The following is a 20092-nucleotide window of genomic DNA, read 5'->3' as shown; positions in this document are numbered from 1 at the left end:
CAGGGCGCGAGCGTAAAGAAAACGCCTTGGCAACGCAGACCGGGACGCGCTTTCCCAATGGCGGCCCAGGCGGAAAGCGTGTCCCGGAATCCGCGCTCAGACTGGGACGTAGTTTCCGGATGGCGCCTCAAGCGGAAACTGCGACCCGGAATCCCGCCGTAGAGTGGGACATGCTTTCCCAATGGCAGCTCAAGCGGAAAGCGCATCCCGGAATCTAAGCTCGGAATGGGATTCATTTTCCTGATGGTGGGCTCAGCGGAAAATGAGACCCGGAATTTGCTCTGAGAACGGGACACACTTTCCGCTTCACCTGCCGCCTCGAAAAACCTGCGCTCTCACCATCCCAAAACTGGGTAGAAGAAAGCCAAAACGCAATCGCAGGAGGTCAACATGACTGCAGAAGATAAGGCAAAGAACGCCGGCAAGGTCGCGCTCGTCCTGGAGGGCGGTAGCTTTCGCGGGCAATTTACCGCAGGCGTGCTCGACGTCCTCATGGAGGCTGGTGTCGAAATCCCGGCGGTGTACGGCGTCTCGGCCGGCGCCCTCAACGGCGTGAACTATAAGTCGCACCAGATCGGCCGTGCCAACCGCATCAACCTGGCTTTCTGCAACGACAGTCGCTTCATGGGCGCCGCATCGTTTGCGTCCACGGGCTCTATTGTGGGTTACGACTTTATCTTCAACGATGTCCAGGACCGCCTGGACCCCTTTGACAACGAGACGTTCGACGCGAGCCCCATCGAGATGTACGCCGTCGCGACGGACATGCTTTTTGGAACCGCCGCGTACCTGCCGGTCAAAAGCGCCGTGCTCGATCTCGACGCTGTGCGCGCATCGACGTCGCTGCCGCTGGTGACGCCGCCGGTCGAGATTGACGGGCACAAATACGTCGACGGCGGTGTGGCCGATTCGGTTCCTATCGAGCACGTGCTGGAGGAGGCGGGCTTCGATCGCGCGGTTGTCATTGTCACGCAGGACCGCTCGTACGAGAAAAAGCCCTACGAGTTTATGCCTGCCGCGCGCGCCCGCTATGCCGACTACCCCTATCTGCTCGAGGCTATCGAGACGCGCCACGACCGTTACAACATCCAGCGCATGCACCTGTGGAAGTATGAGCGCGAGGGCCGTGCGTTGGTCGTCGCTCCGCAAAAGCCGGTCGAGGTCGGCCATGTCGAGCACGATTCGGCAAAGCTTTTGGACCTGTATATCCAGGGCCGTCAGGAGGCAAAGCGTCTGCTCGCGGAAATCCAAGAGTTCGTTGAGCGCTAACGACGGCGAACCCTCAAAAAATGGCAACAGCTAAAGAGCTGGAAAATCACGGCTCGTGGATGACATGTGCAGAAACTCTGGTCGGAGCCAAAATACCTGTTGACTCGTACGGCGAGCGGGGTAATATGGACGGGTTACTTGCAGAGCCCCGTGAATCTCTGTAACAACACGTACTGTACATGGAGGAGTCTAAGTGATTTCGAAATCGACTCACTACGCCAAGCAGGGCGAGGTCCAGCGCAACTGGGTTCTCGTTGACGCCGATGGTGCTGTCCTGGGCCGTCTTGCCACCCAGATCGCAATGATCCTGCGCGGTAAGAACAAGCCCCAGTTCACGCCCAACAGCGACTGCGGCGACTTCGTTGTCGTCATCAACGCCGATAAGGTCCAGCTTACCGGTAACAAGGCCGACACGAAGACCTATTATCGCCACAGCGGCTACAACGGCGGCCTCAAGGCTGAGAGCTTCCGCCAGGCTATGGAGAAGCACCCGGAGAAGGTCATCGAGCGCGCCGTTCGCGGTATGCTGCCCAAGACCACCCTCGGCCGTGCCCAGATGACCAAGCTTAAGGTCTACGCTGGTGCCGAGCATCCGCACACTGCCCAGAACCCCACGAAGATTGAGCTGGAGGCTTAAAGATGGCTGAGAACACCGTTGTCTACCAGGGTACCGGCCGTCGTAAGAACGCCGTCGCCCGCGTCCGTCTCGTCCCCGGCACCGGCAAGGTGACCATCAACAAGCGTGACGCCGAGCAGTATTTCGGCCGTCATCAGCTCGTTGAGAACGCCCTTGCTCCCTTCAAGGTGACCGACACCGCCGGTCAGTTCGACGTTATCGCTCTGTGCGATGGCGGCGGCATCTCCGGTCAGTCCGGCGCTCTGCGCCTGGGCATCGCTCGCGCTCTTCTGAACGCTGGCGACTACCGTGCTGACCTCAAGAAGGCCGGTTTCCTTACGCGCGATGCTCGCGTGGTCGAGCGCAAGAAGTACGGCCTCAAGAAGGCCCGCCGCGCTCCCCAGTTCTCCAAGCGCTAAGGTTTTATCTCCTTTCGAGATACAATGTACAAGCGGGGCCTGCCGATTCCTCGGCGGGTCCCGCTTTTCTTTTTCGACTAGGGTGGGCGGTTGCATATCGCCTGCTAGGGAAGGAGCGATCCTATGCCCCAGAACATCTTCGGTACCGACGGCGTCCGTGGCGTCGCCAATGCCGACCTCTCGTGCGACCTCGCGTTTCGCCTGGGCCGTGCGGCGACCAAGTTTCTTGGTCCGGATATCTGCATCGGCCGCGACACGCGCCTTTCGGGCACCATGCTCGAGAGCGCTCTGACCGCCGGCATTATGGCCGAGGGCGGCCGCCCGCATTGCTGCGGCGTTATCCCCACGCCCGCCGTGGCGCTGCTCACTGTTCAAAACGAGCTCGATGGCGGCATTGTCATCTCCGCTTCGCACAATCCGCCGGAATTCAACGGCATCAAGTTCTTTAGCCGCAAAGGCATGAAGCTTCCTGATGCTGTCGAGGAAGAGATCAGCGCCTGGGTCATGTCCGAGGAAGCTATGGCTGCCGACACGCTGCCGACCGGTGCCGGCGTGGGCCACATTATCAAGATGAAGGACGCTCGCAAGGCATACGTCGACCACGCCATCGATACGCTTGATGGCCTGAGGCTTGACGGCCTGGTCGTTGCCGTTGACTGCGGCCACGGTGCTTCTTGCCAGACCACGCCCGCCGCACTGCAGCGCCTAGGTGCCACGGTGCACGCTATCAACACCGATTACTGCGGCACTGACATTAACGTTGAGTGCGGCTCTACGCACCTCGAGCCCCTGCGCGAGCTCGTGCTGCGCACCCATGCTGACATCGGTCTGGCCCACGACGGCGACGCCGACCGCGTACTGTTCGTGGACAGCGAGGGCAATGAGATCGATGGTGACTACATCCTGGCTATCTGCGGTTCTGACCTTGCCGCTCGCGGCAAGCTCGCCAACTCCGAGATCGTTTCGACCGTCATGTGCAACCTGGGCTTCTCCATCGCTATGAAGGAGCAGGGCTTCGAGATGGTCCAGACCGCCGTGGGCGACCGCTACGTTCTGGAGCGCATGCTCGCGGACGGCGCCGTCATCGGCGGCGAACAGTCCGGCCATATCATCTTCCTGGAGCACAACACCACCGGTGACGGCCTGGTGACGGCTCTGCAGCTGCTGGCCGTGCTCAAGCGCACCGGTCGCACCCTCACCGATCTTGCCGGTATCATGAAGAAGTATCCGCAGGTACTCGTCAACGTGCATTCCGACAACAAGGCTGGTCTGGACGATTGCCAGCCCATCTGGGATGCCGTCGCTGCTGCCGAGAAGGAGCTTGACGGCCGTGGCCGCATTCTGGTGCGCCCGAGCGGTACCGAGCCGCTGGTCCGCGTGATGGCCGAGGCCGAGACGCATGAGTTGACCCAGCGCGTTGTCGACGACATCGTCGAGGTTGTCAAGCGCGAACTTCCCTAATGGTCAAAAACCGTTGCCAAGTGGTAAACTGTTAAGGTTATTTTGATTGATCGGTATGTCCGAGGGGGAGCATGTTCACTAAAGTCCTAAGGTCTTTTGGTATGCGTGGTCGAGTCCTTACGCTGGATGCTCCCATCTCGGGCGACGTCATTCCGCTTTCCGAGGTAAACGACCAGACGTTTGCCACCGGCCTTTTGGGCCAGGGCGTGGCGATTCAGCCCACCGGAACGCGCGTGATCGCGCCGGCTGATGCCAAGGTCGAGGCTATTTTTCCCACGGGACACGCCGTTGCGCTTAACACGGTCGATGGCTTGGACGTGCTCATCCACGTTGGTTTGGACACTGTTCAGCTCGAGGGCAAGCACTTTACCGTACATGCGCAAGTGGGTGACATCGTCCATAAGGGCGATGTACTCATTGAGTTCGATCGCGAGGCAATTGCTGCCGAGGGCTACGATGTGACGGTTCCCATCTTGGTGTGCAACTCCGTTGAGTTCTCGAGCATCAAGGGCTCCGTTGGTGTGCATGTCGAAGAGATGGACCAACTCATCGTTGCTCGCGAGCGCTAGCAAGTGCACGTGGCCATTAGCCTACAATTCAAGCACGTTTACGGAGGGCGCCCTTGAAAGAGGACGCCCTCCGTGGCAAGATGGGATTTGTCCGAGGCTAAACAGCTTTGGGTCACCGTGGACGGGCAGGGGCCTCGACGCGGCTAGACACGAGACACATACATTACGCGACCTCGCCCTGGTGGCCGCACACGTTGGTTGCGGCCGACGCGGGCCGCGGGCAAGTGCTTGTAAGGGGGCCTTGCCTCTCTTGTACGAGAAAGGACGCGTAATGAAGATCATTAAAGCTAAAGACTACGAGGATATGAGCCGCAAGGCCGCCAATATCATCTCGGCCCAGGTTATCCTCAAGCCCGACTGTGTGCTGGGTCTTGCCACCGGCTCCACCCCGATCGGTGCCTACAAGCAGCTCGCTGCTTGGTACGAGAAGGGCGACGTCGACTTTGCCGAGGTCAGCACCTACAACCTGGACGAGTATCGCGGCCTTTCGCACGACGATCCCCAGAGCTATCACTACTTCATGCGCGAGAACTTCTTCGATCACATCAACATCGACCTGAACAACACGCATGTGCCCGATGGCTCCAACCCCGACGCCGCCGCTGCGTGCTCTGAGTACGACAAGATCGTCGCCGCCGCCGGTTACCCGGATCTGCAGCTGCTCGGCATTGGCAACAACGGCCACATCGGCTTCAACGAGCCCGATGACCACTTCTCCAAGGGTACGCACTGCGTCGACCTCACCGAGAGCACCATTCAGGCCAACAGCCGCCTGTTCGACAGCATCGACGATGTTCCCCGTCAGGCCTACACCATGGGTACCCAGACCATCATGTATGCCCGCATGATCCTGGTCGTCGCCAACGGCGAGGCCAAGGCTCAGGCCGTGCATGACATGTGCTATGGCCCGGTTACGCCCGAGTGCCCGGCTTCGATCCTGCAGCTGCACACTAACTGCGTTGTCGTTGCCGACGAGGCCGCCCTTTCGCTCTGCGAGTAGCGCGACCAAGCGATCTTACATAGCTTTCCAAAAGGCCCTCGCTTTGCGGGGGCCTTTTTAGTGGATGCGGGCCGTAATGTGTGCATGACGGAAACCTTGCCACATGCTTGGCGAGTGGGCTCTAAATCATGAGATTCATTCCATACCAGATTCTATGCACATTTGCCACTATAGAGTCGCAAGCGGTAGCGAGGAATAGGCGAGTTGCGCAACTCAAATAAAAATAGACGACTGCGCTACACTGCAAATTGGATGGGACATGCTGGCAAGCGCATTGACCTGCGCAAAGACCTATTGGTCGGGGGATAAATTACCATCGGGCCTCGCTGTACAAAAACTTGCCAAACACGTACCGGCAGACAACCAAAAACTCTAAGTCGCGCTATTCACGGGGTGGCTCATATGGTCCTGCAGCTACGGTGTCCATATGGTCGAGTTGAGGAGCAGGCATGGTAAACGATCTGGGCAATACGGACGACCTCGAGTTGATGCCGACGGGCGGCGGCTATATGGTGCGGCGCGATCGCTTGATGAACGAGCTCATCGTTAAAGGGCGCAAGGCAGGAATCGTTCTGCTTTACGCGCCCGACGGGTTTGGTAAGACGTCGGTATTGCTGCAATACGTGCAGGAAGTTAAATCGGATCCCACGCGAGGGCCGGTTCGGATAATCGAGGCCGACCGCGCGATTGGACGCGAGCTCTTTATGCAGTTCGAGGTTGTCGCCGATGAGCTTAAGGACAAACCGCATTCGCTCGTTGCAATCGACAACGTGCCCAATCTCGAGCAGCGCGAAACAGAGGACCTCATCGATCGAATCCGCAGCTTACGTGCTACGGGGACGGGGGTCTTTATTACTTGCCGCCCCTCCAACCGATTGCTTATCCACAGGCTGGGCGATTCTGTAAAAGTCAATGCGCAGATGCTCAAGGTGCACGCCTATGAGTATTCGTCATGGGCTACGGCGTTTTCGATCAGTACATCGCTCGATTTTTATCGGCTCACGCAGGGTGTGCCCGAGCTGGTATCTGCCCTGCAGACGGGAATGTATGGACAGGGCGATGTTTCCGGGTTGCTCGAGAACGAAATCGTCAACGTGTACGGTGCGGCGCTGGCAGATCTCGCATCGCTCGAGAACAACCTGTTGTTTACCGTTGCCTGCTTGATGGTGCTGATGGGCGAGGGCCGCATTGCGGAGCTAGAGGCGTGCGGTGTAAGGCTTTCGATGATCGACCAGTCCATCTTTGTGCGCGATTATCCGATTTTTGGCGTGGATCCGTCTGATCGCACCTTTAGGTGTTTGGGTGCTAAGGACAATGCGCGCCTGAGGTTGCGAAAGCTTGTTGCCGAGATCCGTCCCGAACTTGTATCGCGGGCTGCTCGCATTTTGATTAAGGCAGGCCGATGCGATTTGGCCATGGACCTGGCCGATGCGTTCTTGGACCGCCATGTGGTGTTGGAACTTGCCGGGCAGTATGGGGCCGATCTTGCCTTGACCGGGCATGGAGGGGACATTTGCCGTGCGGCGTCGGCGATGATCAATGCGGAAAAGCAGGAGCAAGAGCCGGCACCCGCCGAGGCACTCGGCGTGTATCTGGCGGCTGTCAGCGTGTGCAATACAAAGCTCGCAAGGTATATGGCGTCCGTTATCGAATGTGCGGGTGACCAGGCCGCACGCGAGCTCGACCCCGCTACCTGGAAAATAGCCCAGGCACTCACTATCGCCTTTTACGGCGACAATGACCTGGGGCTTCCCGCCAACCCTGTTTTGCAAGAACAGACATCCTGCGAGGTGCTCGACATGCTGTCCGCGCATATCGAGGTCAAGCGCCACCTGACCGAGCGAGCGGAAGACGGCAATGTTCTCGCGAAGCTCAAGGCATGCAAAGCCTATGATTGCGAGCTCGATATCGCGGGGATTCTCATACAGGCCGACCATATGCTGGTGGAGCTGTTCGACGGCTCGTTTACTAAACCCGACGAGCGCGATGACAAGATGGCGCAGATACTCGAGGCGCTCGATATCCGCGGGCTTAAGGCGCCATCCATTTGGCTGCGTATGGTGCTGGCGGCGCGACGCCTGCTCGCGGGCTTGCCCGTGACCGACGATGTGGCGTTTGGCGAGCTCGATCGCTTTGCGGTGCGTGTTCGCGACAATCAAATTCAGCTGTTTGGGCTTTTGCTGGAGGGCTGGCAATCGCTGGCGGAGGGACGGCCGGTTAATGCAAAGTTCCGTGCGGTCCAAGTGCTCAAACTTGCCGAGGAGTCGATTGCGTACATGCGCGATAACGCATTGCTGCTGGAGCGCGCGGCATATCTGCGTAACACCTCGATGGTTTCGGTGCGCGAGGAAGCGGAGCTACTCGATATAAGCCAGACGCAGGTTGGTGGCGCAGAAGCCTGGATGGTGGCGCTGCATTTGGCCTGTGCGGGCCGAGACAGCGATCTTGCGGCCTGGATGTCCATGAATCGTGCGGGGATTCTAGAGCCATCGTATCGGCTCTTTGCGCGCCTTGCCATGCATTGTCTGGGCGAGCCGGCGGGCAGGATACGCAAGAAGCTTCCCGTGCGCGAGCTGTCGCGGTACTCGCTGCGCGACGATTTGGAAGGGGAGGGTGAGCGCCTGTTCCAGGCCGGCGAGGTTGAAGCCGTTGATACCATCGACCATATCGAGATTCGCATGTTTGGTGCGTTTCGCGCCGAGCGCGACGGGTTTCCCATCACGGACAAAATGTGGCGCCGCAAGAAGGCGGCGACGCTTGCCGAGCGGCTTGCGCTGGGCATGGATGCGCTCGTCGATCGCGAGACGCTGGCCATGGAGCTGTGGCCCCATGCCGAGTTTAATAGCGCCCGCAACAACCTGTACTCGACGATATCGCGCTTGCGGTCGGCTCTGGGACCGACGCCGGATGGCAAGTCGTGTGTGCTCATCCAAAATGAATGCATCGGACTCAACGGCGACTACGTCAAGACCGATGTACGGCTGTTTGACCAGATAAGCCGCGAGGTTTTGGGAAATCGCACGGGTGCGCGCGGGCCCCATTTAGTTGAGCTGTGCCTTAAGATTGAGCAGCTTTATGCCGGACCGCTGTATGTTCCCAATGGCTGTAATCCCACCTACTTTTTGCGTATGCGACGCATTATGCAGTCAAAGTACATCGATTGCATGATTAAGGGAGCAAATGCCGCTCTAGAAGAAAACGATCTGCAGTCGGCGATTTGGCTGGCGGAGTCGGGGCTTCGGCAGGAAACGGCGCGTGAGGATATGGTGCGCTGCGCCATGCGCGTCTACAGTGCGGCGGGGCGACGGCGCGATATCGTCGAGCTGTACAGCGGGCATATGCACCACCTGAGGGAGCAGGTCAATGGCGTGCCCGAGCCCGAGACGCGGCGTCTATACGAGCGCTTGGTGGAGGGGCGGCTCAATCGCGTGCTGGTCGAGCGATAAAAAACGGGCGCCCGAAGTACTTGGGCGCCCGTAAGCTTGCTATGTGTTGGCTCGCCGGATCATTGGCTCTTAGACGAGCTTGATCTTCTCGATGTCCTTGCGCGAGGACTCGCGATACAGTGAGAACTTGCGGCCGATGACCTGGACGATCTCGGCGTGGCAACGCTCGGCGAGCTCCTCGGCGGCCTCGCGGGCGGAAAGGCTGGAGCCATCGAGCACGGAGCACTTAACGAGCTCGTGCTTCTCCAGGTAGGCGACCGTCTGCTCGACGGTGCCCTCGTTGATATCGGACTTGCCGATGATGATGGCGGGGTTGAGGTGATGGGCCATGCTGCGAAGCTGCTTGACCTGGGCTCCTGTCAGTGCCATGGGTTCTCGCTTTCTATGTATGGGGCGCCCCGCAATGGGGCCTTAATCTACGTGAGCTGTCCCACGATAGCGCAGGAACGGCGCGGTGTGGAGCGCGTTTGCCCAGTTCGCAAAGAATGCGGATGCCGAGCGGGAGAACAGCGCGGGTTACAGGCGGACGTGTACGGCGGCCGAAAGCGGTCTATGGACGGCCCGAAGAGACCGGCTCCCATGCAATAAACGCCCAACGGACCTTGCGGACGTGGTCGAGCATGTAACGCCCCTGCGGTACGCCCTTGGACCCTGGCTCGCCGGCATGGGGATTCTCAATCATATGCTGAGCGACGTAGTCGCGTAGACGGTCAATCTTATCCTCGTTACCGTGCTCGAGCATGCGGGAGAAGTCCGCCACTCCCGCCTCAAGGCTATCGAAGGTATCGCGACGAGGCGATTCAAAGTACGTGACCTGCGGCAGGGCACCCATCTGAATGAGGATGTTAAAGGCGTACACAAAACCATTGCTGCAGGTAACCGAGGCACCGATGGCATTCATCAAGTGCAGGTCATAACGCGGGCTGGAGTTGGCGACCATCGTGACAGCACAACGCCGACGAGCCGTACGGTCAAGCTTGGCAAGTGCTCCCTTCAGGTCGTTCGTAGTAACCGAGCGACTCGCAAAGGCAACATCTACAGTCTTGGCAACCGGCCCAACCAGATCCCAATCATCATCCCAAGCAAGCTCAAGCGGCGTAATCAGATCCTCGAGCCCGTAATACTCAATGCCGGCATCAAGGGTGCCCAACATGGCAGGAGAGAAGTCGGCAGCAATCACGGGATGCCCAGCCTGAGCAAGCGGAATAGCAATCGACCCAGCCCCACATCCCATATCAAGCACCGACTCACCAGGCTCAAGCGCCAACAGCTTTATAAAATCCCGAGCATACGGGGCAGTCTCCAGCGGACGAAAATGCCGAGCCCGCTTATCCCACTCAAAAGAATCATCAGCCCGATGCCGACCACTTTGCAGGCGCATCCATTCGCCATTCCAATCCGCAGCAAGCAGCTCAGATTGAATTACACCATCAGCCACGGGCCATCCCCCTCACAACAAAAAAGCGACTCCTCCCAAAAGAAGAGCCGCAACCAGCATATATCAGAAAAAGAACCGTTCCAACGCCAAACCGCCGCACCAACCAAGTGGTGCAGGAGCGAAGCAACTGCAATCGGGATAGAACCCAACCGAGGTCCCGTTGTGCGGGAGCCCCGGGGAGGGCAAATATATAAGGTCGATCGCGAGTTCCGCACGAGCCGGAGAGCACTTAATGTGCTCTCCGTGCGAGTCAGGACTGTCCGAGCAGGCGACCTTATATATTTGCCCTCCCCGGGGCTCCTCGCCAGTCCCCCTCAGCTAGTTCTTCAGCGAGTTCAGCGGCGCCGGGAAACGTCCACCGCGGTGGGCAAGCACGGTGCCGGCGTTGGGGTTCACCGGCATGATGGGCGCACGGCCGAACAGACCGCCGTACTCAACGCAGTCGCCCACGCCCTTGCCGATAGCGGGAATCACGCGCACGGCCGTGGTCTTATTGTTGATGACGCCGATGGCCATCTCGTCGGCGATGATGCCGGCGATGGTCTCGACCGGGGTGTCGCCGGGGATGGCGATCATGTCCAGGCCGACGGAGCACACGCAGGTCATGGCCTCGAGCTTCTCGAGCGAAAGCGCGCCGGCCTCGACGGCGGCAATCATGCCGGCGTCCTCGGACACGGGGATAAAGGCGCCCGAGAGGCCACCCACGCTGGAGCTGGCCATGACGCCGCCCTTCTTGACGGCATCGTTGAGCATGGCGAGTGCGCAGGTCGTGCCCGGGCCACCGCAGGTGCCCACGCCGATGATCTCGAGGATACGCGCGACGGAGTCGCCGATGGCGGGCGTGGGAGCCAGCGACAGGTCGACAATGCCCTTCTCGACACCCAGGCGACGGGCGGCCTCGCGGCTCATGAGCTCGCCGGCACGGGTGATCTTAAAGGCGGTCTGCTTGATCTTCTCGGCGACCTCCATCATCGATGCGGAATCGGGCAGCGTCTCCAGGGCTGCAGCCATAACACCGGGACCCGAGACGCCTACGTTGATGACGGCGTCGGCCTCGCCACCGCCGTGGACGGCACCCGCCATAAACGGGGAGTCCTCGACCATGTTGGCAAAGCAGACAAACTTGGAGGCGCCAACGGAATCCTCGTCTGCCGTAAGCTTGGCGGCATCGATGATGGTCTGAGCCGCCATGAGCACGGCATCCATGTTGATGCCGGCGCGCAGGCTAGCGACGTTGACGCTGGAGCAGACGCGGCTGGTGGCGGCGAGCGCCTGGGGGATGGACTGGATGACACGGCGGTCGGCGTCGCCGATGCCCTTCTGGACGAGCGCGGAGAAGCCGCCCAGGTAATCGATGCCGAGCGTCTCGGCCGCGCGGTCGAGGGCATGCGCGATAGGGGTGAGGTTCTCATCCTTGCAGCAAGCGGCAATCTGCGCCACCGGGGTGACGGAAACGCGCTTGTTGACGATGGGGATACCGTACTCGCGCTCGAGGTTCTCGGCGGTCTCGACCAGGTGCTCAGCCGTGTGCGTCACGTGGTCGTAGATCTTCGTGCACATGCGGTCGAGGTTCTCGTCACCGCAACCCATGAGCGAAACACCCATGGTGATGGTCCTGATGTCGAGGTTCTGCTCCTCAACCATGCCGCGGGTTTCCGCGATTTCTGCGGGCGTAATCGCCATCCTTGCGCTCCTATCTGCCAAAACGAGCATAGTCTTATCTATTCTAACGTGCCGCACGTGCCAAGTGGCGCATGCGGCACGTTTTGGTGCTCGGTTGTTTCCGTTGTGTTACTGCCCAAAGACCTCTTCGGCGATACGAGCACTTTCGGCGGCGTCCTTGGCGTAGTAGTCCGCGCCGATCTGCTTGGCGTATTCGGGGGTGAGCACGGCGCCGCCCACGATGATCTTGACGCCCGGCACCTCGGCATGAAGCAGCTTGATGGTCTCCTCCATGGCGACGACCGTGGTGGTCATAAGCGCCGAGAGGCCGACGAGCTTAATGTCGCGTTCCTTGACGGTCTTGAGCACCTCCTGCGGGTCGACGTCGCGACCCAGATCAAAGACGGTGTAGCCGTAGTTATCGAGCAGCATCTTGACGATGTTCTTACCGATGTCGTGGATGTCGCCCTTGACGGTGGCCACGCAGATCTTGCCCTTATCGGCAATCTCGCCGGCGGGCATCAGCCGCTTAATGGTGTCAAAGCCCACGCGCGCGGCCTCGGCCGAGGCCATGAGCTGCGGCAAGAAGAACTTTCCCTGGTCAAAGAGGACGCCAACCTCGTCGAGGGCGGGGATAAAGTGGTTGTTGATGAGGTCCATGGCGTCGTGATCTGCCAGAAGACGCTCGGTCTCGGCTGCGATCTCGCCTTTGCGGCCCGAGACGACCATGTGGCGGATGGGATCGTCATCGGCGCTTGCGGTGGTGCTTGCGGCAGGTGCGGCATCGCTCGATACTGCTTGAGCTGCTGCCGGGTTAGCGGCGATCTTGTACGGATCGGTCCAGCCGGCGTAGCGCTCGATGTATCCGGTCGAGCCCTCGTCCTCAACGCTCAAGACGCGATAGCTGTAGACGGTATCCATAAAGCGCTTGGAACCTGGGTTCATGATGGGGGCGTCCAGGCCCGCGCCGAAGGCGGCAGCCAAAAAGACCGAGCCCAGCAGCGGGCGGGCGGGCAGACCAAAGCTGATGTTCGACACGCCGAGTGCGCATTTGACGCCCAGACGCTCCTTGCACAGGGACATGGCGCGCAGGATCTGCTCGGCCTGGCGCTGGTTGGTCGAGGCGGTCATGACCAGGCAGTCGATGAGGATGCGGTTCGGTCCGATGCCGTAACGGGCAGCCTCTGCCACGATGCGCTCGGCGATGGCGAAGCGAGCCTCGGCGGTATCGGGGATGCCGTCTTCGTCGAGCGTGAGGCCGACAACGTTGGTGCCGTAGTGGGCGACTAGGGGAAAGATCTCGTCCATGATTTGCCGTTTGCCATTGACCGAGTTGATGATGGGCTTGCCGGCGTAGCGGCGCACGGCTGCCTCGACGGCTGCGGGGTCGGTGGAGTCGATCTGCAGCGGCAGCAGCGTGGAGCCCTGGAGCTGCTCGGTCGCCTGCTGGATGATCTTGACCTCGTCGATCTCGGGCAGGCCTACGTTGACGTCCAGGATGTCGGCGCCCTGTTCCTGCTGGCTGATGCCCTGGCTCACGACGTAGTCTAGGTCGCCGTCGCGCAGGGCCTGTTGCAGGCGCTTTTTGCCGGTGGGATTGATGCGCTCGCCGATGACGGCGATCTTGTGGCCGTCGCAGGGGAGGTCCACGACCGTCTGGGCGCTCGTGACCGACATACTGGGCTTGCGGTGACGCGGGCTGGGCGTGTGATTGTCGATGAGGGTGCGAAGTGCCGCCATGTGCGTGGGCGTGGTGCCACAGCAGCCACCCACGACGCTCACGCCGTCCTCAATCATGCCGGCGACGGCCTCGGCGTATTCGGGTGCCTGGATGTCAAAGACGGTATTGCCGTCATCGTCCACGCGGGGCAGTCCCGCATTGGCCTGCACCATAACGGGCTTGTCGGTGACGGTGAGCATACGCGCGGCGAGTCCTCGGAGCTCGGCCGGGCCCTGGCTGCAGTTGATGCCCAGGACGTCGGCGCCGATGGCGTCGAGGGTGATGGCGGCGACCTCGGGGCTCGTTCCCAGGAAGGTGCGGCCGTCTTCCTCAAAGGTCATGGTGGCAAAGACGGGCAGGTCGGAGTTCTCGCGGCAGGCGAGGACGGCGGCCTTGATCTCGGCAAGGTCGGTCATGGTCTCGATAATAAAGAGGTCCACGCCCGCATCGATGCCGGCGCGCACTTCCTCGGCAAAGAGGTCATAGGCCTCGTCGAAGCTCAGGGTGCCCAAGGGGCGAAGTAGCGCGCCGATGGGGCCGATATCGCCGGCGACGTAGTGGGCACCGGCCGCGCGGGCGCAGGCGACAGCGGCGGCAAAGACATCTGCCACGGTGGCGGCGCCGTCGAGCTTGTGGGCGTTGGCACCAAAGGTGTTGGCGGTGATCACGTCGCAGCCAGCCTCGACGTATTGGCGCTGAATGTCGGTAATGACCTGAGGCTCCTCAAAGTTGAGCAGCTCGGGCAGGGCGCCGGCTTTCATGCCGGCCGCCTGCAGCATGGTGCCCATGCCGCCGTCGAACAGCAGGTGCCCCGTGCCCTCGATGGCGGCGCGCAGGCGATCGTCCTTAATGCGAAGGTCGTCGATTGTGCGCGTCTTGTACGTGGCGCCGTTACAACGCGCAGTATTGACGGGCGCTGCCAGCGCGGTACCGTCGGAATCATGGGTGATAAGCGGAGTAAACATCGAGGGCTCCTAATGGCTGGAATAGCAGGTGGTGTGGGCGGCGCGGAAGCGGCAGTGCTCGTGCATGCGGCAGATATTGCAGGTGGGGCGGCTCTGGGCGTCGTGGACCTCGCCGTCAAACAGACCGATCACTGCGGTCACACTCTTGGTGGGCATGAGCAGGCTGGTAGGTGTGACGGTAAGCCCGATGAGCCGCGTGGCGTTGAGTGCAGCTACGATTGAGCGCTGGGCCGTAAGCGGGCAGTCGCCATAGCCGGGACTGAAGCGCCAGTTACCGGCGAGTCCGTGTGCGGCGGCCGCAGCCTTGACCTGTTGGTCCATCTGCTCGACGGCGGCTTCTACATAGGCAGAGCATGCGGCGTCGAGCACGGCTCCCTCTAGGGGCTGCTGGGCTCCCGTGGTGCGCAGGCGACGCTCGGCGTCCATGCCGAGGGTGCATGCCATGAGTGCGGCAAAGCGGGCGTCTTTGAGGTGGCGATAGATATCGCGGCCGCGCAGCTCAACGTTGGTGCCGACCAGGCGGATGCAAGGCTCGCCCTGCTCGTCGACGCCCGTGGCATCGACGGCAAACACGCGTCGCACGCCACGGGGCTCAATGTCCAGTTCCAAACGTTCAACGACAAGCTCAATACGCTGCGACAGCTCGGGCTCAATCTGCTGACCGCCGTAGCCCAGGTAGCGCAGCATTTCGGCACGGTCGACTCGGGGGCGATGGGCAGCATCGATACGGTAGAGCGCCGGCGACGCAAGGTCAGCCGGCACTTCACCAAAAGCTGTATCGATGTGCGGTTTTTCCATTACCCCAGGCGCTCCATAATGGTTGCGGCGATCGCAGGACGATTCATAGTGTACAGGTGCAGACCGTCGGCACCGTGCTCCTTAAGGTCGCAAAGCTGACGAGCAGCATAATCTACACCGGCCGCCTGCAGGCTCTCGGGGTCGTTCTCGTACTTGGCGAGAATCTTGATGACGGGGGAGGGCAGCGACGCGCCGCACATAAAGACCATGCGGCTGATCTGCGACTTGCCCATAAACGGCATGATGCCCGCGGTAATGGGCACGGTGATGCCGGCCTTGTCGGCAAGCTCGCGAAAACGGTAGAAGCACTCGTTGTCAAAAAAGAGCTGCGTCACAAAGAAGCTCGCGCCGGCGTCCTGTTTTTGCTTGAGGTATTCGACCGAGAGGTTGAGATCCTCGCAGGCAATGTGGCCCTCGGGGTAGGCTGCGGCGCCCACGCAAAAGCCGGCATCGACGAGCTCCGGGATGAGGTCGCAGGCGTAGGCGTAGTCCGAGGCGGGCTTGTCATCTTCAGTCGCGCCAGCGGGCAGGTCGCCGCGCAGGGCTAGCACGTTTTCCACACCGGCCGAGCGATACTCGTCAATCTTGGCGGCGATGTCGGCGTGGGTGCGGCCAACGCAGGTGAGGTGCGCCACCGAGGGCGTATCGAATTCGCTCGTAATCATATGCGCGATGGGGGCGGTGGTGGCACCGTTGCCCGAGCCGCCGGCCGAGCAGGTGACCGAGACAAAGCTCGGCGAAAGCTTGCACAGATTGCCTGCCACTTCGCGAGCCGTATCGAGGGTCAGCTCGCCCTTGGGCGGGAACATCTCAAACGAAACGGGCGCGGTGCCCTGGGATGCTGCCTGCTTAAAAACCTCGTCGACGCGCATATCGTGCTCCTCTAGATACGTAATAGTGTGATGTCTTGTAAGGATTCTACTGCACCACTGTGCCACGGTGGAGTTTCACTCGCTATTTGGGGATACCAATCAAAGATGCCTTGCTATCGGCATTTCCTATAACAGAGCGGTCAATGTAGGATGGGGCTATATTGAATGGTATCTGATGCGAAATACCAGTTAATAGAGCCCCATCCTACATTGACCACCCTTAAACCATGGGGAGAGGTCTGCAATTTATGCAGTTGATTGACTGTTGAGGGTGGCAACGCCGCCTCGATAGGGTAACCTCATTGATTGGTTTCGCGACGGCAACATAACGGTAATGTCGCGGAAACACGGCGAGTCTAAGCTATGACTCGTTCGTTAGTAATCAACACCGCTTCTCACGCGGTGCCGATACGAAGGGAGTTCCGTATGGCCGAACTTACTGACCGCTTCGGGACCATGGTGTTCTCTGAGGAAGTCATGAAGGATTACCTCCCCAAGGACATTTGGAAGCGCCTTGCTGCAACCCTCGAGGGCGGTGAGCCGCTCGACCTGGACGTGGCCAACGCCGTTGCCCATGCCATGAAGGTCTGGGCCATCTCCAAGGGTGCGACGCACTACGCGCACTGGTTCCAGCCGCTTTCGGGCATTACTTCCGAGAAGCACGACAGCTTCCTGGAGCCCAACCACGACGGCACCGCCATTACCAAGTTTACGGGCAAGAACCTCATCCAGGGCGAGCCGGACGCCTCCAGCTTCCCCAACGGCGGCCTGCGCGCTACCTTCGAGGCCCGTGGCTACACTGCTTGGGATCCCACTAGCCCCGCCTTTATCAAGGACGATGTCCTGTGCATCCCCACGGCTTTCTGCTCCTACACGGGCGAGGCCCTGGACAAGAAGACCCCGCTGCTGCGTTCCATGACCGCGCTCTCGCGTGAGTCTAAGCGCGTTTTGGCGCTGTTTGGCAAGACCCCCAAGAAGGTCGTTCCTTCCGTGGGCGACGAGCAGGAGTACTTCCTGATCAAGAAGGACGCCTATCGCAAGCGCAAGGACCTGGTCATCACCGGCCGCACCCTCTTTGGTGCCGCTCCCTGCAAGGGCCAGGAGCTCGAGGAGCACTACTTTGGCGCTATCCGCCCCACCGTCTCGGCCTATATGAAGGACCTGGACGATGAACTGTGGGCGCTTGGCATTCCCGCCAAGACCAAGCACAACGAGGTTGCTCCCTGCCAGCATGAGCTCGCACCGGTCTATGGCGAGGTCAACGAGGCCATCGACCAGAATCTGGTCATGATGGAGAAGATGAAGCTCATCGCCTCCCGCCACGACTTGGTCTGCCTGCTGCACGAGAAGCCCTTTGAGGGCATCAACGGTTCGGGCAAGCACAACAACTGGTCGCTTGGCACCGAGTCCGAGAATCTGCTCGATCCGGGCGACACCCCGCTCGACAACCTGCAGTTCATCGTCTTCCTCACCGCGGTGATCGAGGCCGTCGATAACTATCAGGAGCTCCTGCGTGCCTCCGTTGCCTCGGCCGGCAACGACCATCGTCTGGGCGCCAACGAGGCTCCTCCGGCGATTATGTCCATCTTCCTGGGCGACCAGCTTACCGAGGTCGTCGAGAAGATCATCGATGGCAAGGCTTCCGTCCATGCCACGCGCGGCGTGCTCGACCTGGGCGCCGATACCCTGCCCAAGCTGATGCAGGACAACACCGACCGCAACCGCACCTCCCCGTTTGCCTTTACCGGCAATAAGTTTGAGTTCCGTGCCTGCGGCTCCGAGCAGAACGTCTCCGACTCCAACCTGGTGCTCGATGCCGCCGTGGCCAAGTCGCTCAAGTCCTTCGCCGACGCGCTTGAGGGTACGCCCGAGGATGAGTTCCAGGACGCCGCGCTCGAGTACTGCAAGAAGGTCCTGACCGACCACCAGCGTATCCTCTTCTCCGGCGATGGCTACTCCGACGAGTGGCCCGTCGAGGCCGAGAAGCGCGGCCTTGCCAACAACAAGACCACGGCCGACGCCCTGCCCGCCTTTGTTTCCGATAAGGCCATTGCGCTCTTTGAGGAGACGGGTGTCCTGACCAAGGCCGAGGCCCAGTGCCGCTACGATTGCAAGCTCGAGAAGTACAACAAGCTCATGAACATCGAGGCCACCACGATGGTTCGCGAGGCGCGTCGTACCTATCGCCCGGTCATTACCGCCTATGCCACCAAGGTCGCTAAGGGCCTTGAGACTATTCGTGCCGCCGGTGCCGAGGCCGCCATGCAGTGCGAGCAGAACACGCTCAACAAGCTCTGCAACGGCATCACCACCATCAACGACTCCATCAAGGCGCTCGATGCCGTGCATCAGAAGGCCGAAGCCCTCGATGGTCAGGAGCAGGCCAACGTGTACGCGCACGAGGTCGTTCCCGCTATGGATACGCTGCGCGCCGCCGTGGATGCCATGGAGGAGATCGTGGCCGCCGACTACTGGCCGGTCCCGACCTACGACGACATTCTGTTCTATGTGTAACAGACACGTTTGATTTTGCGTGTGAAGGGGTCTCGCCTGTGTGAGGCCCCTTCTTTTTTGCCGCTTTGACCTGCTTTGAACTTGCAGCCGAGCGGGCGTTTCACGCGGGACATCTTAAAAGTTGTAACCTGTTTTGGCACGCGGACGTTTCGGCCGTTTGTTCATAAAGGGGAGGATTATCCGATGAAGGTATTCGATATCGTGTTTAGCCCGACCGGCGGAACGGAAAAGGCGTCTGGCTACATTGCCAATGCGTTGGAAGGGGAAACCGTTGCTGTAGATCTGACCGATAGCGGGCTTGGTTTTCGCACGGTTGCGATGACAAAAGAGGATGTAGCCGTGATCGCGGTACCCTCGTATGGCGGGCGAGTCCCGGCTGTGGCTGCGGAGCGCTTGGGTATGATGCGGGGAAACGGTGCGCAGGCGGTTCTGGTTTGTGTTTACGGAAACCGCGCGTATGAGGACACGCTGGTCGAGCTTGAGGATGCGGCAAAGGGCGCGGGCTTTCGGGTGATCGCGGCGGTTTCTGCCATCGCCGAGCATTCTATTGTTCGCCAGTTTGCAGCCGGTCGGCCTGATGCACAGGACGCGGCGCAGCTCGCTGGGTTTGCGGATCAGATTCAGCAAAAGATGTCTGCAGGAGATGCTTCTGAGCCGGCTATTCCGGGTAATCGTCCCTATAAGAAGGCCGGGGGTACCGGCATGGTGCCTAGGGCCACAAAGGAGTGCACCGCCTGCGGGGCTTGCGTCGCAGCGTGTCCCGTTGGCGCTATCGATAAAGACGATCCCAAGCGGGTGGACAAAAAGGCCTGCATTTCCTGCATGCGCTGCATTGCCGTATGTCCGTGGGGCGCTCGCGCGGTAAATCCCGTCATGCTCTCTGCGACTACCAAGATGTTGAGCAAAGTTTGTGCCGAGCGGAAGGAGTGCGAGCTGTTTATCTAGCGCAGGGGCTTTGAGTCTTCTTCATCTAATGTCAAGAAAGAACGAACCCGTGCGATGGTAACTCGCACGGGTTCGTACATTTTTGAGTTGGTGCCCCCAGCGGGATGTCCGCGTGCGGCTGGCGCCGCCCGCTTCCGCTGCGTCGCTTCACTCCTTGCGCGCTGCGCTGGAAAACGCTTGCGCGTTTCCTCAGCTCCGCACCCTGTCGGGTTCGAATCCCGGCACATGGGTAGCAAAAAGCCCGCTACCGAATTGGCAACGGGCTTCTCAGATTCTGTGGTGCCCCCAGCGGGATTCGAACCCGCGATATCCACCTTGAAAGGGTGGCGTCCTTGGCCGCTAGACGATGGGGACAGCGGGAAAGAGTATAGCAGACTTTTTTGCCGGCGCGTATATCG

15 protein-coding genes and 1 tRNA gene are annotated in these 20092 nt (G+C 60.5%); 9 read left to right on the top strand and 7 right to left on the bottom strand.

Annotated features, from left to right (window positions below; genetic code table 11):
• Positions 1-390: 390 nt before the first annotated feature.
• From NBH09_RS01370 to NBH09_RS01340, 7 genes are all read left to right on the top strand, one after another.
• Positions 391-1269, top strand: a complete 879-nt coding sequence (locus NBH09_RS01370) for a patatin-like phospholipase family protein (RefSeq protein WP_138114202.1) — start codon at positions 391-393, stop codon at positions 1267-1269.
• A 193-nt stretch (positions 1270-1462) separates the two neighbouring features.
• Complete coding sequence (gene rplM, locus NBH09_RS01365; RefSeq protein WP_250786849.1) at positions 1463-1906, top strand: 50S ribosomal protein L13; 444 nt, start codon at positions 1463-1465, stop codon at positions 1904-1906.
• Between the two features lie 2 nt (positions 1907-1908).
• Positions 1909-2304 carry a 30S ribosomal protein S9 gene (gene rpsI, locus NBH09_RS01360; RefSeq protein WP_022094634.1) on the top strand — a complete coding sequence of 132 codons (396 nt, stop codon included), beginning with the start codon at positions 1909-1911 and terminating at the stop codon, positions 2302-2304.
• Positions 2305-2427: 123 nt separating this feature from the next.
• Positions 2428-3765, top strand: a complete 1338-nt coding sequence (gene glmM / locus NBH09_RS01355) for a phosphoglucosamine mutase (protein WP_006234694.1) — start codon at positions 2428-2430, stop codon at positions 3763-3765.
• Positions 3766-3866: 101 nt separating this feature from the next.
• Positions 3867-4334, top strand: coding sequence for a PTS sugar transporter subunit IIA (locus tag NBH09_RS01350; RefSeq protein ID WP_306421699.1), 468 nt, complete (start codon positions 3867-3869; stop codon positions 4332-4334).
• Positions 4335-4605: 271 nt separating this feature from the next.
• Positions 4606-5334, top strand: coding sequence for a glucosamine-6-phosphate deaminase (gene nagB / locus NBH09_RS01345; protein WP_117583336.1), 729 nt, complete (start codon positions 4606-4608; stop codon positions 5332-5334).
• A gap of 449 nt (positions 5335-5783) precedes the next feature.
• Positions 5784-8780: an AfsR/SARP family transcriptional regulator gene (locus NBH09_RS01340; protein ID WP_250786848.1), complete on the top strand. Its 2997-nt coding sequence runs from the start codon at positions 5784-5786 to the stop codon at positions 8778-8780.
• A 69-nt stretch (positions 8781-8849) separates the two neighbouring features.
• Here NBH09_RS01340 and NBH09_RS01335 read toward each other — a convergent pair whose 3' ends face one another.
• From NBH09_RS01335 to NBH09_RS01310, 6 genes are all read right to left on the bottom strand, one after another.
• Positions 8850-9149, bottom strand: a complete 300-nt coding sequence (locus NBH09_RS01335) for a YhbY family RNA-binding protein (protein ID WP_250786847.1) — start codon at positions 9147-9149, stop codon at positions 8850-8852.
• A 181-nt stretch (positions 9150-9330) separates the two neighbouring features.
• A complete protein-coding gene (locus NBH09_RS01330) occupies positions 9331-10161 on the bottom strand; it encodes a methyltransferase domain-containing protein (RefSeq protein WP_284703070.1) in 831 nt (276 codons plus the stop codon).
• Between the two features lie 375 nt (positions 10162-10536).
• The gene (locus NBH09_RS01325; protein ID WP_250786845.1) at positions 10537-11901 is read right to left on the bottom strand and encodes a PFL family protein; all 1365 of its coding nucleotides are present in this window, start codon (positions 11899-11901) and stop codon (positions 10537-10539) included.
• 108 nt (positions 11902-12009) lie between these two features.
• Complete coding sequence (locus tag NBH09_RS01320; RefSeq protein ID WP_250786844.1) at positions 12010-14565, bottom strand: homocysteine S-methyltransferase family protein; 2556 nt, start codon at positions 14563-14565, stop codon at positions 12010-12012.
• A gap of 9 nt (positions 14566-14574) precedes the next feature.
• Positions 14575-15363 (bottom strand): hypothetical protein, encoded by a 789-nt coding sequence (locus tag NBH09_RS01315; RefSeq protein ID WP_250786843.1) that lies wholly within the window; start codon positions 15361-15363, stop codon positions 14575-14577.
• A complete protein-coding gene (locus tag NBH09_RS01310) occupies positions 15363-16235 on the bottom strand; it encodes a methylenetetrahydrofolate reductase (protein WP_250786842.1) in 873 nt (290 codons plus the stop codon). Before NBH09_RS01310 ends, NBH09_RS01315 begins: the two co-directional genes overlap by 1 nt.
• 426 nt (positions 16236-16661) lie before the next feature.
• Between NBH09_RS01310 and NBH09_RS01305 the strand changes: the two genes are divergently transcribed.
• Together NBH09_RS01305 and NBH09_RS01300 are read left to right on the top strand one after the other, a co-directional pair.
• On the top strand, positions 16662-18749 hold the full coding sequence (locus tag NBH09_RS01305; protein ID WP_118205277.1) for a glutamine synthetase III family protein: 2088 nt from the start codon (positions 16662-16664) through the stop codon (positions 18747-18749).
• Positions 18750-18932: 183 nt separating this feature from the next.
• A complete protein-coding gene (locus NBH09_RS01300; protein ID WP_250786841.1) occupies positions 18933-19694 on the top strand; it encodes a 4Fe-4S binding protein in 762 nt (253 codons plus the stop codon).
• A gap of 277 nt (positions 19695-19971) precedes the next feature.
• Here the strand turns inward: NBH09_RS01300 and NBH09_RS01295 are convergent.
• Positions 19972-20048, bottom strand: a tRNA-Glu gene (locus NBH09_RS01295).
• Between the last annotated feature and the right edge of the window lie 44 nt (positions 20049-20092).

Source organism: Collinsella sp. BG-O-102 (assembly GCF_023656745.1).
Lineage (GTDB): Bacteria > Actinomycetota > Coriobacteriia > Coriobacteriales > Coriobacteriaceae > Collinsella.
The sequence above is the reverse complement of the archived record's forward strand: the minus strand, read 5'-3'. Positions and strand labels throughout refer to the sequence as shown.

Coding starts and splice junctions, on each gene's coding strand:
- NBH09_RS01370 (WP_138114202.1), top strand. CDS start 391: ATGACTGCAGAAGATAAGGCAAAGAACGCCGGCAAGGTCGCGCTCGTC.
- rpsI (WP_022094634.1), top strand. CDS start 1,909: ATGGCTGAGAACACCGTTGTCTACCAGGGTACCGGCCGTCGTAAGAAC.
- glmM (WP_006234694.1), top strand. CDS start 2,428: ATGCCCCAGAACATCTTCGGTACCGACGGCGTCCGTGGCGTCGCCAAT.
- NBH09_RS01350 (WP_306421699.1), top strand. CDS start 3,867: ATGCGTGGTCGAGTCCTTACGCTGGATGCTCCCATCTCGGGCGACGTC.
- nagB (WP_117583336.1), top strand. CDS start 4,606: ATGAAGATCATTAAAGCTAAAGACTACGAGGATATGAGCCGCAAGGCC.
- NBH09_RS01340 (WP_250786848.1), top strand. CDS start 5,784: ATGGTAAACGATCTGGGCAATACGGACGACCTCGAGTTGATGCCGACG.
- NBH09_RS01335 (WP_250786847.1), bottom strand. CDS start 9,149: ATGGCACTGACAGGAGCCCAGGTCAAGCAGCTTCGCAGCATGGCCCAT.
- NBH09_RS01330 (WP_284703070.1), bottom strand. CDS start 10,161: ATGCGCCTGCAAAGTGGTCGGCATCGGGCTGATGATTCTTTTGAGTGG.
- NBH09_RS01325 (WP_250786845.1), bottom strand. CDS start 11,901: ATGGCGATTACGCCCGCAGAAATCGCGGAAACCCGCGGCATGGTTGAG.
- NBH09_RS01320 (WP_250786844.1), bottom strand. CDS start 14,565: ATGTTTACTCCGCTTATCACCCATGATTCCGACGGTACCGCGCTGGCA.
- NBH09_RS01315 (WP_250786843.1), bottom strand. CDS start 15,363: ATGGAAAAACCGCACATCGATACAGCTTTTGGTGAAGTGCCGGCTGAC.
- NBH09_RS01310 (WP_250786842.1), bottom strand. CDS start 16,235: ATGCGCGTCGACGAGGTTTTTAAGCAGGCAGCATCCCAGGGCACCGCG.
- NBH09_RS01305 (WP_118205277.1), top strand. CDS start 16,662: ATGGCCGAACTTACTGACCGCTTCGGGACCATGGTGTTCTCTGAGGAA.
- NBH09_RS01300 (WP_250786841.1), top strand. CDS start 18,933: ATGAAGGTATTCGATATCGTGTTTAGCCCGACCGGCGGAACGGAAAAG.